This is a genomic window from Microbulbifer sp. CNSA002, from assembly GCF_047324085.1.
Lineage (GTDB): Bacteria > Pseudomonadota > Gammaproteobacteria > Pseudomonadales > Cellvibrionaceae > Microbulbifer.
The window spans coordinates 4,397,701-4,414,429 of record NZ_CP172449.1 but is presented as its reverse complement, the minus strand read 5'-3'; the positions used below and the strand labels follow the sequence as shown (position 1 = coordinate 4,414,429).

Below are 16,729 nucleotides of genomic sequence, written 5' to 3'. Positions count from 1 at the left end.
TCGCTGACAGACGGGACTCCAGGGTCGGAATCCTTTATAAATGGCCGCTGTGGGTTTGGGCAACTTCGGATAACTTTTAAAATCCTGCCGGGAAATATTGATACATGTCGAACGAAAACCAGGAATTGCGCAAGGCTGGCCTCAAGGTCACTCTGCCGCGGGTGAAAATTCTGCAATTGCTCGAAAGCACTAGTGAGCAGCATTTGAGTGCTGAGGATGTCTATAAGCTGTTGCTGGAGGCGGGAGAGGATGTCGGCCTAGCTACTGTGTACCGGGTATTGACCCAGTTTGAGAGCGCGGGCCTGGTAGTGCGCCACAACTTCGATGGCGGCCACTCCGTATTCGAGCTGGACCGTGGCGATCACCACGATCACATGGTGTGCACGGATACCGGTAAGGTTATCGAGTTCCACAATGAAGAGATTGAGGAGCTACAGCGCCAGATCGCTGAAGAGCACGGCTATGAGCTGACTGGCCATAGCCTGGTTCTGTATGTGACAGAAAAAGAGAAGTGATTCTTTCGGGTGCGGTATTCACCGCACCCTTCAAATGCTTACGCTGGGTGTTACGACTGGCAGGGTGGGGTGTAAAGCTCTGGGAACTTGCCAATTTTATCCGCGTAAAATTCCTTGAGCTTCAACAGCTCGGCTTCCAGGTTTTCACTGAATTGCGCTATCGGGCCGATGCCCACTTCTTTTTTGGGGAAGCTGATATAGCCCAGCACCACCGGAACCCTGGCGTTGCGGGCGATATGGTAAAAGCCGGTCTTCCAGCGTTCCGCCAAACCGCGAGTGCCCTCGGGGGGAATAGCGATAACCAGTTCTTTGCGCAGTTTGAACTGCCTGGCGGTGGCATCCACCAGGTTGTTGGCTTTGCTGCGGTCTACGGCGATACCTCCGAACCAGCGCATGGGGCCACCCAGCGGGAAGGTAAACAGCTTGTCTTTGCCCATCCACTGCGGGGTCATCTTCAGTTTGAGTGCGGCGAGAATAAAGTAATAGCCATCCCAGTTAGTGGTATGGGGGGCGCCGATCAATACGTACTGCTTTAGTTTGAGAGACTGCTCGTCAGCTTTGACACGCCAGCCGTGCAACTTCAGTAGCACCCGTGCAACCAAGCGGAGGATTGGGGTGACAATAGGGGTGTTGAAAATCGTTCTCTGCATAACCTCGGCCGGGACTACTCATACATCGAAAAATAAGCCGCCAAGTATATGGTGACTTTAGCCGCCGCTCCCAGTCATATTTGTGCGTTTGTCCTAAATCGGCACATATATCCGACGAAAGGGGTGGTATACCGGATTGTGTGGCGGTCATTTATTGATCTACGGTATAAGATTGCTTACCAAAATACGCCATTTTTGTCCTTTGGTGACATTTGGCGCCGGAATCGTATGAAGGAGGTAGGGCTGACTCCATAGCCAGCCCGAGAGAAGGGTTTGGGGGATTAAATTCTCTCCAGCATTTCCTCAGCATGAGCCAGAGATTGGGCGGTGGGGGCGCCGCCGAGCATGCGCGCCACTTCTTCGCGGCGCTCGCCGTTGGTGAGTTCGCGCAGTGCCACAAAAACACTTTCGCCATCGCTGTGCTTCTCCACCAGGTATTGGCGGTGGGCTCGCGCCGCTACCTGGGCCAGGTGGGTCACACAGATTACCTGGCCGCTGCGGCCATTGCGGGTTTCTCCCAGTTGACGCAGCAGGCGGCCCACCACATCACCGGTGGCACCGCCGATACCCACATCCACCTCGTCGAATACCAGGGTGGGGGTGCGGGAGGTTTGCGCAGTTACCACCTGGATTGCCAGACTGACCCGAGAGAGTTCACCGCCGGAGGCAATCTTGCCCAGGGGACGAGGCGGTTGGCCCGGGTTGGTGGAAATTAATATTTCCGCTTCTTCCAGTCCCTGGCTATTGGGCGTATCCAGCTCTTGTAGTGATAGCTCTACTCGAGCGTGAGGCATGGCCAGGTCGGCCAGCTGGCCGTTTACGGCCTCCGCCAGCGAAGTTGCCGCTTTACTGCGCAGCTTGCTGAGCTTGCCGGCAACTTTTCTATATTGCTTTTCCAGTTGTTCACAATCTGCGGCAAGGCGCTCCAGGGCATCTGGGCTGCCGATATCGTCCATCTCTGCCTGTAACTGTTGCTGTAGTGCCGGCAGCTCCTGTGGTTGGACTCGGTGTTTGCGCGCCGCCTGGTAGATGGCGCTGAGCCTGTCTTCAACTTCGGAGAGCCGTTCAGGGTCCATCTCGAAGCGATCGATGTGTCGGGAGAGGGTGGCTGCGGCCTCATCCACCTGGATGCGCGCACTGTCGAGCATCTGTGCCACTTCCACTAAGGCCGGAGCCTGCCCGGGCATGGAGGACAGCAGTTGCAGGGCGCGGTGCAGCTGTTCGGCGATATCACCCTCACCGCCTGACAAGAAAGCGGCCAACTGGTAGCTGCCACTGAGGATTTCCCCGGCATTGGCCAGCTGTTGCTGTTCGCTCTCGAGGGACTCTATTTCCCCTTCGCTCAAGCCCAGCTGATCCAGTTCCTTAAGCTGGTATTCCAGCAAGTGGCGGCGGGCTTCGGCTTCCTCGGCGCTGTCGGCCAGGGTGCGATAACGGCGATAGTGATCCCGCCAGGTTTTGAAGCGGCTGCGGGTCTCTGCGGCGAGATCCTGGGCCTGGGCGTATTCATCCAGCAGGCGCAGGTGTGTTTCTTTCTTCAGCAGGGATTGGTGTTCGTGCTGGCTGTGGATATCGATTAGCTGCTCGCCCAGGGCGCGTAGCTGCAACAGAGTGACCGGTTGGCCGTTGATATAGGCGCGGGAGCGGCCGTCGGCGCCGATAGTGCGGCGCAGAATGACTTCCTGCCCGGCGTCCAGCTCCTGGGACTCAAGCCAGCTGGCGGCGCTGGGGTGCTCGGCGATATCAAATGTGGCGCTGATATCGGCGCGATTGGCGCCGGTGCGCACAAGCTCAGCGCTGCCGCGACCGCCCAGCGCCAGGCCGAGGGCATCTAAGGTGATTGACTTACCCGCGCCGGTCTCGCCGGTCAGGGTGCTGGTACCGGGACCAAACTCCAACTCCAGTTGGTCCACCAGGGTGAATTGGCTGATAGACAGATGCAGCAGCATAGAGATCGCTTGTGTCCTTGCTAATCGGCGGGCGCCCGGCCCAATTAGTGGTTATTTATACAGTATTCGTTCCCGGTTAGCTATAGGGGCGGGGCCACATTACTCTGAGGATGTGCGCTAGCGCGAAAAACCACTTGAACTGTGCGGGGATGTCCCCATATAGGCTCCAGTGCCCGAGAGACGGGCTCAACTCACATTACTGACAGAGTCGACGCGACGGAGAAAGCAGTGGCCAGAGAGCGCAGCGAAGAAGATCAGATTAAAGAGGGGGCGGAGCACGCACCAGCTACAGAAGAGGGCGTTTCAGCAGAGATTGAAGACCCTTCCTCTATAGAAAGCGAACTTGCCGAGGAAGCCCTGCGGGAAGAGGCCGAAGGTGCCGATGCCCTGCACGAGGAAATTATCAAGTTGCAGGAGCAGCTGGCAGCGCACAAGGATATGGCCCTGCGCGCCCAGGCGGAAGAGCAGAACGCCCGTCGCCGCGCGCAACAGGATATCGAGCGAGCGCGCAAATTTGCGGTAGAGAAGTTGCTACAGGACTTGCTGCCTGTAGTGGACAACCTCGAGCGTGCACTGGCGACGATCGATACGGCCGACGAAGCCAACAAGGCCTTGGTAGAAGGTATCGAGCTGACCCACAAATCTTTCGTTGAAACCCTGACGAAAAATGCTGTGGAAGTTGTCGATCCGGCCGGTGAGCCCTTCGACCCAGAGCTGCACCAGGCTATGACCCAGGTGCCCAACGGCGAGGTGGAGCCGAACACGGTTCTGGATGTGTTTCAAAAAGGTTATCGCCTCAATGGCCGCCTGGTTCGCCCGGCCATGGTGGTGGTCAGCAAAGCGCCGTAACGGCAGAAGTGTAAAGCGGCCTTGAAATTTAGCGGCCGGCACCAATATAGCTGACATCAAGAATTATTCGCGCGGTGTAAATAGAACAGAGCTGGCAGCGCGCATCAAAAGAGGATTTTACAGATGGGAAAAATTATCGGCATCGACCTGGGTACCACTAACAGCTGTGTAGCGGTACTGGATGGTGACAAAGCGCGTGTAATCGAAAACGCCGAAGGCGATCGCACTACACCTTCTATTGTTGCCTTCACTGACGACAACGAAATTCTGGTAGGTCAGTCTGCCAAGCGTCAGGCGGTGACCAATCCCCAAAATACTCTGTTTGCGGTTAAGCGTTTGATCGGCCGTAAATTCAAAGACGACGTTGTCCAGAAAGATATCAAGATGGTTCCTTACACCATCACTGAAGCTGACAACGGCGACGCTTGGGTAGAAGTGAAAGGCGATAAAAAAGCTCCGCCGCAGATCTCTGCCGAAGTCCTGAAGAAAATGAAAAAGACTGCGGAAGACTTCCTCGGCGAGAAAGTTGAAGCTGCAGTAATTACCGTACCGGCTTACTTCAACGACTCCCAGCGTCAGGCCACCAAAGACGCCGGCCGCATTGCGGGCCTGGACGTTAAGCGTATTATCAACGAGCCGACTGCCGCTGCACTGGCTTACGGCCTGGACAAGCAGGGCGGTGACCGCACTGTAGCGGTATACGACCTGGGTGGTGGTACCTTCGATATCTCCATCATCGAAATTGCCGACGTAGACGGTGAGAAGCAGTTCGAAGTACTGTCCACCAACGGTGACACTTTCCTCGGTGGTGAAGACTTCGACCTGCGACTGATCGAATACCTCGCAGACGAGTTCAAGAAAGACCAGGGCATCGACCTGAAAGGTGACCCCCTGGCAATGCAGCGCCTGAAAGAAGCTGCAGAAAAAGCCAAGATCGAGCTGTCCTCCAGCCAGCAGACCGAAGTCAACCTGCCGTACATCACTGCAGACGCCACTGGTCCCAAGCACTTGGTGGTTAAACTGACCCGCGCCAAGCTGGAAAGCCTGGTAGAAGAGCTGGTTACCCGCTCCCTGGAGCCGGTAAAAATCGCTCTGCAAGATGCCGACCTGTCCGCTTCCGGTGTAGACGAAGTGATCCTGGTAGGCGGTCAGACCCGTATGCCAATGGTTCAGCAGAAAGTAACCGAATTCTTCGGCAAAGAGCCGCGCAAAGACGTTAACCCCGACGAAGCCGTTGCCATGGGTGCTGCTATCCAGGGCGCCGTACTGTCCGGTGACGTTAAAGATGTACTGCTGCTGGACGTAACCCCGCTGACCCTGGGTATCGAAACCATGGGTGGCGTTGCGACTCCGCTGATCGACAAGAACACCACTATCCCCACCAAGAAGTCCCAGGTTTTCTCCACTGCGGATGACAACCAGACTGCGGTAACCATTCACGTGGTTCAGGGTGAGCGCAAGCAGGCTGCACAGAACAAATCCCTGGGGCGTTTCGACCTGGCCGATATCCCACCGGCACCGCGCGGCATGCCGCAGATCGAAGTAACCTTCGACATCGATGCCAACGGTATCCTGCACGTACACGCGAAGGACAAGGCCACTGGTAAAGAGCAGTCCATCGTGATCCAGGCTTCCTCCGGTCTGTCCGAGGACGAGATCGATAAGATGGTTCAGGACGCTGAGGCCAATGCCGAAGCGGACAAGCAGTTCGAAGAGCTGGTGCAGACTCGCAACACGCTCGACGGCCTGATTTCTGCGACTAAGAAGACTCTGGAAGAAGCTGGCGACAAAGCTACCGCTGAAGAGAAGGCAGCTATTGAAGCGGCTGTTACCGAAGCGGAAGAAGCAGTTAAAGGCAATGACAAGGCCGCTATGGAAGCTGCAACTACCAAGCTGACAGAAGCTTCTGGTCCGGTTGCCCAGAAGATGTACGCCGAGCAGGCTCAAGCCGCTGGTGCTGAAGGTGCCGCTGGTGCTGGCGCCCAGGGCGAGCAGCAGTCCTCCGCTGGCGACGACGCGGTAGACGCAGAGTTCGAAGAAGTTAAGGACGACAAAAAAGAAGCTAAGTAAGCGTTCGCTTGCAATTCCGGCGGCAGCTTTTAAAGTGGCCGCCGGAGAACTTCAGGGGCGCGGCGCCTTACTTTCAGAGGCCCGCGCCCTGTGTTGTTTCAGGTATCCGCCAATATTTGCCGAGTTTTCGCAGTTTTGGTGGTGCTCCGTTCGCGGAGCTTAGTTAGAAACCGAGAAGTAGAAAGAGAGTTTGGCCGTTCTTGATGCCGGACCAGAGAACATAGTTTTATGTCGAAACGCGATTATTACGAAGTCCTCGGCGTCGAGCGCGGCGCTTCGGATGCAGAGCTGAAAAAAGCCTACCGCCGGGTGGCAATGAAGTTTCACCCGGACCGTAACCCCGATGACAAGGAATCTGAGAACAAATTCAAGGAGGCCAATGAGGCCTACGAGGTTTTGTCGGATTCCGAGAAGCGCGCAGCTTATGACCAGTTTGGCCACGCCGGTGTGGAAGGCCAGATGGGCGGTGGCGGCGCTGGTGGATTCGGTGGCTTCTCCGATATTTTTGGCGATGTGTTCGGCGATATCTTCGGTGGTGGCGGCGGTGGCCGTCGCGGCGGCCCTGCTCGCGGTTCCGATCTGCGCTATGACCTGGAATTGGACCTGGAAGACGCGGTGCGCGGCACCACGGTCAAGATTCGCGTTCCGACTCTGGCAGCCTGTGGTACCTGTAGCGGTTCCGGGGCCAAGCCCGGTTCCTCTCCGCAAACCTGTGGCACCTGTGGTGGTGCTGGCCAGGTGCGTATGCAGCAGGGTTTCTTCTCTGTTCAGCAAACCTGCCCCAACTGTCGCGGTCGCGGTACCACTATCTCCGATCCCTGTGGCAGCTGTCACGGTCGCGGTCGCGTAGAGGAAACCAAAACCCTGTCCGTTAAGGTACCGCCCGGTGTGGATACCGGCGATCGCATTCGCCTGTCTGGTGAAGGTGAAGCCGGGCCCGATGGCGGCCCCGCTGGTGACCTCTATGTACAGGTAGTGGTAAAAGAGCACGATCTGTTCCAGCGTGATGGCAAGAACCTCTACTGCGAAGTGCCGATTAGTTTCGTTTCCGCTGCCCTCGGTGGTGAGCTGGAAGTGCCGACTCTCGACGGTAAAGTGAAGCTGAAGATTCCTGCGGAAAGCCAGACCGGCAAGCTGTTCCGCCTGCGTGGCAAGGGTGTTTCCCCGGTTCGCGGTGGTGCAACCGGCGACCTGCTGTGTCGCGTTGTGGTAGAAACACCGGTGAACCTGTCCGGCAAGCAAAAAGACTTGTTGCAAGAGTTCTCTAATACCCTCAGCGAAAAGAAAAATTCACCGCGTCAGACCGGTTGGTTTGAAGGAGTGAAAAACTTCTTTGGTGATATGAAGCTTTAATCGCTGTTAGCACCGGCAAAACCTTAAATTGTTTTGCGGGTTGCCTATTTAAAAAGGCTCGAGAGCATTAGCTTTCGGGCCTTTTTTATTTCCGGGTGAGTTTTATCCCCCCAATGGAATGCCTTCTATTGGGACGTTTTGGTTCTCAAGCGGGCTGCGAATTCACTCAGGAATTCCTGTTGGATTTTTTGCGCTTTGCGCAGTTGCTCCTTATTTAAAATACCTTCCAATTCTTTGTGTGTTTCCAGGCTGATAGCTGCGAATTGAGCGCCAATTTCGCCGCGTTGCTTGGGGGTTAGAGCGACCTTTTCACCACTGAGTAATCCGTATTTTTCCAGCACCGCTTTTTTCTCTGCGAAGCTTTTTTGCATAATGGGTAATACGGTTTTTTCCTGTCCCGGGGTGAGCTGCAAACGCAGCGTCACCCAATCGGTAATATCATCATACTTCTCCCAAAAGTCTGGATTGGCATTTTGCTGCTGGGCAGATGCCGGCGTGCTGCCAAAAGCCAGGCTCAGAGAGATCACTACCACCATGATGTGTGGTAGATGGTTGGACAGGATCATCAGTCGCATGTTGGCGCTCCATTTACCCCTCACAGTAAAGCGTAGCAGTGGCCGCTGATATCGCTTTTTGCGCAAGTATCCTCTTGGTAATTTAAAAATATGTGGATATTTCTTTTTGTTTTACTTTTGCGGAGTGACTAGCGATTTTTAGACATGCTAATACTGGCTTACTGGTATCTATGCGCTCTACCGGGTGCGTTGTAGAATCCAGAACCTTATTGATTTGGACTGGAGTGCTGTGATGGCGGTAAAAGTGGCGGTGACGGGATTTGGTGGTCGAATGGGGCGAGCGTTGGCGGAGGCTTTGTCCCTGTCTGATAAAGCCGAACTGTCAGCGGCTATAGTGCGGCCTGGCTCCAGCTTGGTCGGCGCCGATGCCGGTGAAGTTGCCGGTCTGGGCCGCAGCGGCCTCGCTATTGTGGACAGCCTCGATAAGGCAGACTTTGACGTACTTATTGATTTCACTGCCCCTAAAGCGACTGTGGAAAATACTGCCTATTGCGCGGAGAAAAATCTCCCCATTGTAATCGGCACCACGGGCTTTGATAGCGAGCAAAAAAATAAAGTATTGGCTTATGCGGATCAGGTGCCGCTGTGCCTCGCCAGTAATTTTTCCACCGGGGTAAACCTGTGCTTTAAATTGTTGGAAACTGCTGCGCGGGTAATGGCTGAAGAGGCCGATATTGAGATTGTCGAAGCCCATCATCGCCACAAAGTGGATGCACCTTCCGGCACGGCACTGAGTATGGGAGAAGTGATTGCGGAAACTCTGGGGCGCGACCTGGATAAAGTGGCAGTTTACGGCCGCGAAGGTCAAACCGGTGCCCGCGATCGGGACACTATCGGTTTTGCGACAGTGCGCGGTGGTGATGTGGTAGGTGAACACTCGGTGATGTTCCTGGCGGAAGGTGAGCGGGTCGAAATTAGCCACCGCGCCAGCAGCAGGCTCTCTTTTGCTCGCGGTGCCGTGCGCGCGGCACTGTGGATGATGGGAGAGGAGGGGAATGCGCGGGCGCCGGGGCACTACGATATGCGCGATGTACTCGGCCTTAACTAATCTTACTTAGAGTAAATAAATTCAGCGCCTGCAGGGGCGCTGTGAAAGAAATTTCCGATTTTCATTTGCCCGCCATTTTTGCGGGTAAAACTAAAAGGCCGGCAACATTCGTTCGACCGGTCACCCTGTAACCTTCCTTTGAGGAACCTCGATTGGAAAGAAAGCTGATTGTCGGCAGCGAAGAGTGGTGCGGGCTTCCCGCACTCGGCGTCCCGGCGATTAAGGTGCGTGTGGACTCCGGGGCAAAAACTTCCTGTTTGCACGCGTACAACATCCATACCTTCAAGCGCGATGGCGAACCCTGGGTGAGTTTTGAGGCGCATCCACTGCAGCACCAGCGCCGCCCTTCAGTGCGCTGTGAGGCGCGGCTTTTGGATAAAAGGCTGGTGCGCAGCTCCTCCGGTGAAAGCGAAAAACGCCCGGTAATTCGTACCTCTATTTCCATTGGTGGCAGTGTCTGGGATATCGAACTGACCCTGACCAATCGGGACAGCATGGGCTATCGCATGTTGCTGGGGCGCGAAGCCATGATTGGGCGAATGCTGGTGGACCCGGCTGAGAGCTTCTGTATTGGCGATATCCCGAAAAGCCAGTTGGATGAATATTATCGGGATGAGCACCATATTGCCGGTACTGGCCTGCGCATCGGGCTGCTGGCATCGAACCCGGATCTCTATAGCAACCGGCGCATTATGGAAGCGGGAGCCGAACGCGGACATCGCATGAGTTTTCTCGATATCCGCCAGTGCTATATGAAGCTCGACCCTGATGAGCCGGAAGTGCATTACCGGGATGGTCGCATACTCAATAGCCTGGATGCGGTGATTCCCCGTATTCGCCCCAGTCAGACTTTTTACGGTTGTGCGCTGACGCGGCACTTTGAGAGCCTGGATATTTTTGCCCTGAACGGCTCCGCCGCTATCAGCCAGTCGCGGGATAAATTGTTTTCCCTGCAGTTGCTGCAACAAAGTGGATTAAATATCCCAACCTCTGGGTTTGCCAATTCCCCGGTGGATACCAACGAGCTGATCGAAATGGTGGGCGGTGCGCCACTGGTGGTGAAGTTGCTAGAGGGAACCCAGGGGCGCGGTGTCGTTCTGGCGGAAACCCGCAAGGCTGGGGAATCGGTGATTAATGCGTTTAAGTCCCTCAAGGCCAATCTCCTGGTACAAGAGTTTATTCGCGAGGCGGAGGGTAAGGATCTTCGCCTATTTGTTATCGACGGTCGTGTGGTGGCCTCGATCCAGCGTGAGGCGGCACCGGGGGAATTTCGTGCCAATATTCACCAGGGCGGTACGGCTTCAGTAGTGAAGGTCACCGCCGAGGAGAAGCGCCTGGCGGTCAAGGCTGCCAAGGTGTTGGGGCTCAAAGTGGCGGGTGTGGATATTATTCGCTCCCGCAAGGGGCCGCTGTTATTGGAGGTAAATTCCTCCCCGGGGCTTGAAGGCATCGAGAGCGCTACGCGCAAGGATGTGGCTGGGGCCATGATCATATCTATCGAAAAGGCGTTGAAGTGGCGCCCGATATTGCCGGGGGAGGATCTTTAGGCGCTGTAACTCTGGTCCCGGCGGGGGCCTTTGCGTTGGGCTAACCTGAGTAGGTGGCCGGGCTTTTCGCTGGCGCGCAAATAGAGCCGCAGCGAGCTTTGGCCGCTGCGGGTAACAGCCCACCGCAGCTTCCTTTCGGGAGGTGCAAACCGCAGGGTTTGAGCTTCTATGACGATATCCAGCCCAGGTTCATTTCGCATTATTCCCGCCCTGATACTTTTCCTGTCAGTACTTTTCACTGGTGTGGGTGCCCAGGCTGCGGTGCAGCTCTCCGATACGCCTTTGGGGCGGCGGGTAATGGTGGATTACATAGTGCACTTCGCCTACCACCTGCAGTGGCCGGTCAACGCCTTTGCCAACAGCAGTGCCCCGTTCAAGGTGTGCCTGATGGGTGGGGACTCTCTCGGTGAGCCACTGGCAGCCCGGTTCAAAAATCAGCGTATTGATGGGCGGGATGTAGAGCTTGAGAAGATCGAGGTCAAGGAGATGCTGCGGGCGCGCAAGTGCCAAATTGTGGTGCTGAGTACCCTGGATCGCCCCACACTGCTCAAGGCGTTGGTGGCACTGGAGTTTTTCCCGGTACTGACGGTTAGCGATGCCGAGCGCTTTGCCGCCACTGGCGGTATGATCGAGTTTGCCGACAGCGGCCGGGAGGTGGCCCTGCGTATGAATAAGACCATGCTGGAGAAGGCGGAGCTGAAAATGGGCAGTAGTCTTTTCCGGTTGGGACGTAAGCCGGAGTGAGATTTTCAGGGAAAGTAGCCTGGCGTATTTTTGCACTAGCGTCCAGAGGTGAATTCGCGTAGAATCTGCGCCCGATTTGGGCCGGTGCCGCGAAGCTGAATCGCGCAGCGTGAGCCTACTAAAAAGCTGGCGGCAACCGTCGGCCACTTTGTGAGAATCACGCGTGAACAGATTTTTAAAGCGAGATGAAGCTGCGATGTTTCATCTCGCTTTTTTATGCGCGCACCAGTCAGGAGCCCGCGTGCTCCGAAGCCCGCAAACCCCGCCCGGAAGCAGTTCTGAAGATTGGAGTTCAATTTGACTAAAGCTGTCCCTACGTCGGAGGCTTTCATGCCCCACAACTTTATGCAGAGTACAACTCCCGCGCTGCTGGTGCTCGCAGATGGTAGTGTCTTTGAAGGACGCGCAATCGGTGCCCATGGCAGTTCTGTTGGCGAGGTCGTGTTCAACACATCCATGACCGGCTACCAGGAGATCCTCACCGATCCCTCCTACGCCCGCCAGATTGTGACTCTGACCTACCCGCACATCGGCAACACTGGCACCAACCAGGAAGACGAAGAGTGCGCTGATATCTGGGCCGCCGGCCTGGTAATCCGCGACCTGCCGCTGCTGGCCAGCAGCTTCCGCAACGAGCAGTCCCTGGAGGACTACCTGCGCGAGCGCAATATCGTTGGTATCGCCGATATCGACACTCGTCGCCTGACCCGCCTGCTGCGCGACAAAGGTGCGCAGAGCGGTTGCATCGTTGCCGGTGACAATATCGACCGCGAAGAAGCCCTGGCCAAGGCCAAGGAATTTGCCGGTCTAAAAGGGATGGACCTGGCCAAGGTAGTGAGCACCAAGGAAGCCTACCCCTTTAGCGAAGGTACCTGGGAACTGGGCGAAGGCCACAAGGCCGCGCCGGAACAGCCCTTCAAAGTAGTGGCTTACGACTTCGGTGTGAAGCGCAATATCCTGCGTATGCTGGTGGATCGCGGCTGTGACATCACCGTAGTACCGGCGGAGACCCCGGCTTCCGAAGTACTGGCGATGAATCCCAACGGTGTATTCCTGTCCAATGGCCCCGGCGACCCCGAGCCCTGTGAGTACGCGATCACCGCTATCCGCGAAATCCTGGACGCGGGCATCCCTACCTACGGCATCTGCCTGGGCCACCAGTTGTTGGGCCTGGCGGTGGGCGGTAAAACTGCCAAGATGAAGTTCGGTCACCACGGTGGTAACCACCCGGTACAAGACCTGAACAGCACCAAGGTGATGATCACCGCGCAGAACCACGGTTTCGAAGTGGACGCCGACAGCCTGCCGGACAATGTGGAAGTTACCCACAAGTCCCTGTTCGACGGTACCTTGCAGGGTATTCACCTGAAGGACAAGCCGGCCTTCAGCTTCCAGGGACACCCGGAAGCGAGCCCGGGCCCACACGATGTGGCGCCGTTGTTCGACCACTTTATCGATTTGATGAAAGAGCGCGCCTAAGGGCGTAGCCGCCCAGGGTAGGGCAATTAACCGCCGCTTTTGCGGCGGTTTTAACAAGAAACGAATGAAATTTAGCGCAGCCGGCCTTTGCCGGTAGTAGAACGGAAGAAAGATGCCAAAACGCACAGATATCCAAAGCATTCTGATTATCGGCGCAGGCCCCATCGTGATCGGCCAGGCGTGCGAATTTGACTACTCCGGCGCCCAGGCCTGTAAGGCGCTGCGCGAAGAGGGTTACCGGGTGATCCTGGTGAACTCCAACCCGGCCACCATCATGACCGACCCGGCCATGGCCGATGCCACTTACATCGAGCCGGTAGAGTGGCGTACCGTTGCCAAGATTATTGAGCAGGAGCGTCCCGACGCCATCCTGCCTACCATGGGTGGCCAGACAGCACTGAACTGCGCCCTGGACCTGGATAAGCACGGTGTCCTGAAGGAATTCAATGTCGAGCTGATCGGTGCGGACAAAGACGCTATCGAGAAAGCGGAAGACCGCGACCTGTTCGACAAGGCGATGAAGGCCATCGGCCTGGAAACTCCGCGCGCCAAGATCGTCCACTCCATGGAAGAGGCGAAGAAAGTACCGGAAGAGTTCGGCTTCCCGGTAATTATCCGCCCGTCCTTCACCATGGGTGGTTCCGGTGGTGGTGTGGCCTATAACTGGCCGGAGTTTGAAGAGATCTGTAAGCGCGGACTCGACCTCTCCCCCACTAACGAACTGTTGATCGACGAATCCCTGCTCGGCTGGAAAGAGTACGAGATGGAAGTGGTTCGCGATAAGAACGACAACTGCATCATCGTATGTTCCATCGAGAACTTCGACCCGATGGGCGTACACACCGGTGACTCCATCACCGTTGCCCCGGCGCAGACGCTGACCGACAAGGAATACCAGCTGATGCGCAACGCTTCTATCGCGGTACTGCGCGAGATCGGCGTTGAGACTGGCGGCTCCAACGTACAGTTCGGCGTTTGCCCGAAGACTGGCCGCGTAGTTGTGATCGAGATGAACCCCCGCGTATCCCGCTCCTCCGCACTGGCCTCCAAGGCCACCGGCTTCCCGATCGCCAAGGTCGCGGCCAAGCTGGCAGTGGGTTACACCCTGGATGAGTTGCAGAACGATATCACTGGTGGTGCTACCCCTGCGTCCTTCGAGCCGTCTATCGATTACGTTGTCACCAAGATTCCGCGCTTCACCTTTGAGAAATTTGGTGAAGCCGATGCGCGCCTGACCACCCAGATGAAGTCTGTGGGTGAAGTGATGGCGATCGGCCGTACCTTCCAGGAGTCCATGCAGAAAGCCCTGCGCGGTCTGGAAGTGGGCAGCTTCGGCCTGGAAAGTAAAATTGACCCGAGCAAAGACGGCGCTGAGACCCGTCTGCGCAGCGAACTCTCCGTTCCAGGTGCCGAGCGCATCTGGTACGTGGGCGACGCCTTCCGTATGGGCATGAGCGTCGGCGAAGTTTACGACCTGTCCGGTATCGATCCCTGGTTCCTGGTACAGATCGAAGAGCTGATCAAAATCGAAGAGCCGCTCAAGTCACTGCCTACCTCGGCGCTGACTACTGAGCAAATGCGCTTCCTCAAGCGCAAAGGCTTCTCCGATCGCCGCTTGGCGGACCTGTTGGGGGTGAGCCAGAAGACTGTGCGCGAGTTCCGCCACAAGCTGGGTGTATTCCCGTCTTACAAGCGCGTGGATACCTGTGCTGCTGAGTTCAGTACCTCCACTGCTTACATGTACTCCACCTACGATGAGGAGTGCGAAGCGCAGCCGTCCGACAAGAAGAAAATCATGGTACTCGGCGGTGGCCCCAACCGTATCGGCCAGGGCATCGAGTTCGACTACTGCTGTGTACACGCCGCTCTGGCGATGCGCGAAGACGGTTACGAGACCATCATGGTCAACTGTAACCCGGAGACTGTTTCCACCGACTACGACACTTCCGACCGCCTCTACTTCGAGCCGGTAACCCTGGAAGACGTGCTGGAAATTGTTGCCAAAGAGAAGCCGGAAGGCGTGATCGTACAGTTCGGCGGCCAGACTCCGCTGAACCTGGCGCGCTACCTGGCCAACGAAGGTGTGCCGATTATCGGTACTACCCCAGAGCAGATCGACCGCGCCGAAGACCGCGAGCGTTTCCAGCAGATGATCATGCGTCTCGGCCTCAAGCAGCCGAAGAACGCCATCGTGCGCTCTGTTTCCGAAGCCATCCAGGCGGCGAAAGACGTGGGCTACCCGCTGGTTGTGCGCCCGTCTTACGTACTGGGTGGCCGCGCCATGGAGATCGTCTACAAAGAAGACGAGCTGCTCACTTATATGAAAGAAGCGGTACAGGTTTCCGACGAAGCGCCGGTACTGCTGGACCACTTCCTCAACGCCGCTATTGAGGTGGATATCGATGCGGTGTCCGATGGCAAGGACGTTGTGATCGGCGCAATCATGCAGCACATTGAACAGTGTGGTGTTCACTCCGGTGACTCCGCTTGCTCCCTGCCGCCTTATAGCCTGCCGGCGGATGTGCAGGACCGTATGCGCGAAGAAGTGAAAGCCATGGCTCGCGAGCTGGGCGTAGTCGGCCTGATGAACACCCAGCTGGCCTACCAGGACGGCGAGATCTACGTGATCGAGGTGAACCCGCGCGCTTCCCGAACTGTACCTTTCGTCTCCAAGTGCATAGGCACTTCACTGGCGAAAGTGGCTGCGCGCTGTCAGGCGGGTATCAGCCTACAGGAGCAGGGCTTTACTGAAGAGATCGTACCGGACTACTACTCCGTTAAAGAGTCTGTATTCCCGTTCAACAAGTTCCCGAAAGTGGACCCGATTCTCGGCCCCGAGATGAAATCCACCGGCGAAGTAATGGGCGTAGGCGCTACCTTCGCAGAAGCCTTCGACAAGGGCCTGGTTGCCGCAGGCGACTGCCTGCCGGAGTCCGGACGCGCATTTATCTCTGTGCGTGACTTCGACAAGGCCGACGCAGTGGGCGTAGCTCGCGATCTGGTGGAGCTTGGCTTCGAAGTAATTGCCAGTCGCGGCACCGCCAAGGTCTTGCAAGAAAACAATATTCCCGTTACAACCGTCAACAAGATGAGTGAAGGTCGCCCGCATATCGTCGATATGATTAAGAACGACGAGATTGCACTGGTAGTGAACACTACCGAAGGGCGCCAGGCGATTCGCGACTCTGCGGATATCCGTCGCAGTGCCGAGAACCACCAGGTGTGTTACACCACCACCCTGGCAGCGGCCCAGGCCATGGCTATGGCCATGCGTCAGGAGCAGCCGCTACAGGTTCGCCGCCTGCAAGACCTTCACCAGCGTGTCGTAAAGCTGTCTTAATAGCTTTAAAACCAACTTGTGAAATCCAACCGGGCCCCGTGATCTCACTGGGCCCGGTTTCGTCGTAACAATAATGGAGGTCCCACATTGAACCGGGTACCAATGACCGTTGAAGGCGCAGAAGCGCTGCGCTCAGAGCTGGACAATCTGAAAAAAGTTGAACGCCCTACCGTTGTACAGGCGATTGCTGAAGCGCGCGAACACGGTGATTTGAAGGAAAATGCCGAATACCACGCGGCGCGGGAAAAGCAGGGCTTTATCGAAGGCCGTATCCAGGAAATCGAAAGCAAGCTTTCTCACTCTCTGGTCATTGATGTGAAAAGCATCGAGCCCAGTGACAAGGTAATTTTCGGTACTACGGTAACGATTATTCACCTGGATGACGATAAGGAAGTCACATACAAAATTGTGGGTGACGACGAGGCCGATGTTAAAAAGCACAAGATCTCGGTGAACTCTCCGATTGCCCGCGCGCTGATTGGAAAGGAAGTGGGTGATGTGGTGGTAGTCCAAACACCTTCCGGTGCGGTGGAGTACGAAATCGATGCGGTTGAGCACCTGTAAATTACAGGTGATAAAAAAAGGGCGGCCATGGGCCGCCCTTTTTTGT

At 56.4% G+C, this 16,729-nt stretch carries 13 protein-coding genes and 1 pseudogene; 11 read left to right on the top strand and 3 right to left on the bottom strand.

The features are described 5' to 3' along the window. The first annotated feature begins 104 nt into the window (after positions 1 to 104). Positions 105 to 515 carry a ferric iron uptake transcriptional regulator gene (fur, locus tag ACG1BZ_RS19595; protein WP_282931309.1) on the top strand — a complete coding sequence of 137 codons (411 nt, stop codon included), beginning with the start codon at positions 105 to 107 and terminating at the stop codon, positions 513 to 515. Between the two features lie 50 nt (positions 516 to 565). Here the strand turns inward: fur and ACG1BZ_RS19590 are convergent, their stop codons facing one another. Beyond that, positions 566 to 1,165, bottom strand: a complete 600-nt coding sequence (locus ACG1BZ_RS19590) for a 1-acyl-sn-glycerol-3-phosphate acyltransferase (RefSeq protein WP_413663277.1) — start codon at positions 1,163 to 1,165, stop codon at positions 566 to 568. Between the two features lie 281 nt (positions 1,166 to 1,446). Beyond that, a complete protein-coding gene (gene recN, locus ACG1BZ_RS19585) occupies positions 1,447 to 3,114 on the bottom strand; it encodes a DNA repair protein RecN (protein WP_413663276.1) in 1,668 nt (555 codons plus the stop codon). Between the two features lie 228 nt (positions 3,115 to 3,342). On the opposite strand from recN, the gene grpE reads away from it, so the two are divergent. The 3 genes from grpE (at position 3,343) to dnaJ (ending at position 7,386) form a co-directional block, all read left to right on the top strand. Beyond that, positions 3,343 to 3,963 (top strand): nucleotide exchange factor GrpE, encoded by a 621-nt coding sequence (gene grpE / locus ACG1BZ_RS19580; protein WP_413663275.1) that lies wholly within the window; start codon positions 3,343 to 3,345, stop codon positions 3,961 to 3,963. Between the two features lie 123 nt (positions 3,964 to 4,086). Beyond that, entirely contained in the window at positions 4,087 to 6,033 is a 1,947-nt protein-coding gene (gene dnaK, locus ACG1BZ_RS19575; RefSeq protein WP_413663274.1) for a molecular chaperone DnaK, read from the top strand. A 228-nt stretch (positions 6,034 to 6,261) separates the two neighbouring features. Next, the gene (gene dnaJ, locus ACG1BZ_RS19570) at positions 6,262 to 7,386 is read left to right on the top strand and encodes a molecular chaperone DnaJ (protein WP_282931314.1); all 1,125 of its coding nucleotides are present in this window, start codon (positions 6,262 to 6,264) and stop codon (positions 7,384 to 7,386) included. Between the two features lie 125 nt (positions 7,387 to 7,511). Here the strand turns inward: dnaJ and ACG1BZ_RS19565 are convergent, their stop codons facing one another. Continuing rightward, positions 7,512 to 7,961 carry a hypothetical protein gene (locus tag ACG1BZ_RS19565; protein ID WP_282931315.1) on the bottom strand — a complete coding sequence of 150 codons (450 nt, stop codon included), beginning with the start codon at positions 7,959 to 7,961 and terminating at the stop codon, positions 7,512 to 7,514. Positions 7,962 to 8,193: 232 nt separating this feature from the next. Here ACG1BZ_RS19565 and dapB point away from each other — a divergent pair, with 232 nt between their 5' ends. The 7 genes and pseudogenes from dapB to greA all read left to right on the top strand — a co-directional run bounded on the left by dapB (position 8,194) and on the right by greA (position 16,683). Then, entirely contained in the window at positions 8,194 to 9,009 is an 816-nt protein-coding gene (gene dapB, locus ACG1BZ_RS19560; protein ID WP_413663273.1) for a 4-hydroxy-tetrahydrodipicolinate reductase, read from the top strand. Positions 9,010 to 9,233: 224 nt separating this feature from the next. After that, positions 9,234 to 9,518, top strand: a pseudogene (locus tag ACG1BZ_RS19555) (ATP-dependent zinc protease); the annotation flags it as partial. Positions 9,519 to 9,647: 129 nt separating this feature from the next. After that, positions 9,648 to 10,556 (top strand): 30S ribosomal protein S6--L-glutamate ligase, encoded by a 909-nt coding sequence (gene rimK, locus ACG1BZ_RS19550; protein WP_413665891.1) that lies wholly within the window; start codon positions 9,648 to 9,650, stop codon positions 10,554 to 10,556. A gap of 168 nt (positions 10,557 to 10,724) precedes the next feature. After that, positions 10,725 to 11,300, top strand: coding sequence for a YfiR family protein (locus ACG1BZ_RS19545; RefSeq protein ID WP_413663272.1), 576 nt, complete (start codon positions 10,725 to 10,727; stop codon positions 11,298 to 11,300). A gap of 330 nt (positions 11,301 to 11,630) precedes the next feature. Continuing rightward, positions 11,631 to 12,779, top strand: coding sequence for a glutamine-hydrolyzing carbamoyl-phosphate synthase small subunit (carA, locus tag ACG1BZ_RS19540; protein WP_282931318.1), 1,149 nt, complete (start codon positions 11,631 to 11,633; stop codon positions 12,777 to 12,779). A gap of 112 nt (positions 12,780 to 12,891) precedes the next feature. After that, the gene (carB, locus tag ACG1BZ_RS19535; RefSeq protein ID WP_413663271.1) at positions 12,892 to 16,119 is read left to right on the top strand and encodes a carbamoyl-phosphate synthase large subunit; all 3,228 of its coding nucleotides are present in this window, start codon (positions 12,892 to 12,894) and stop codon (positions 16,117 to 16,119) included. A gap of 87 nt (positions 16,120 to 16,206) precedes the next feature. After that, entirely contained in the window at positions 16,207 to 16,683 is a 477-nt protein-coding gene (greA, locus tag ACG1BZ_RS19530; protein ID WP_413663270.1) for a transcription elongation factor GreA, read from the top strand. Positions 16,684 to 16,729 lie beyond the last annotated feature (46 nt).

Bases quoted from the DNA above. Each gene is read 5' to 3' on its own strand.
- fur (WP_282931309.1), top strand. From the start codon at position 105: ATGTCGAACGAAAACCAGGAATTGCGCAAGGCTGGCCTCAAGGTCACT.
- ACG1BZ_RS19590 (WP_413663277.1), bottom strand. From the start codon at position 1,165: ATGCAGAGAACGATTTTCAACACCCCTATTGTCACCCCAATCCTCCGC.
- recN (WP_413663276.1), bottom strand. From the start codon at position 3,114: ATGCTGCTGCATCTGTCTATCAGCCAATTCACCCTGGTGGACCAACTG.
- dnaK (WP_413663274.1), top strand. From the start codon at position 4,087: ATGGGAAAAATTATCGGCATCGACCTGGGTACCACTAACAGCTGTGTA.
- dnaJ (WP_282931314.1), top strand. From the start codon at position 6,262: ATGTCGAAACGCGATTATTACGAAGTCCTCGGCGTCGAGCGCGGCGCT.
- ACG1BZ_RS19565 (WP_282931315.1), bottom strand. From the start codon at position 7,961: ATGCGACTGATGATCCTGTCCAACCATCTACCACACATCATGGTGGTA.
- dapB (WP_413663273.1), top strand. From the start codon at position 8,194: ATGGCGGTAAAAGTGGCGGTGACGGGATTTGGTGGTCGAATGGGGCGA.
- ACG1BZ_RS19545 (WP_413663272.1), top strand. From the start codon at position 10,725: ATGACGATATCCAGCCCAGGTTCATTTCGCATTATTCCCGCCCTGATA.
- carA (WP_282931318.1), top strand. From the start codon at position 11,631: ATGCCCCACAACTTTATGCAGAGTACAACTCCCGCGCTGCTGGTGCTC.
- carB (WP_413663271.1), top strand. From the start codon at position 12,892: ATGCCAAAACGCACAGATATCCAAAGCATTCTGATTATCGGCGCAGGC.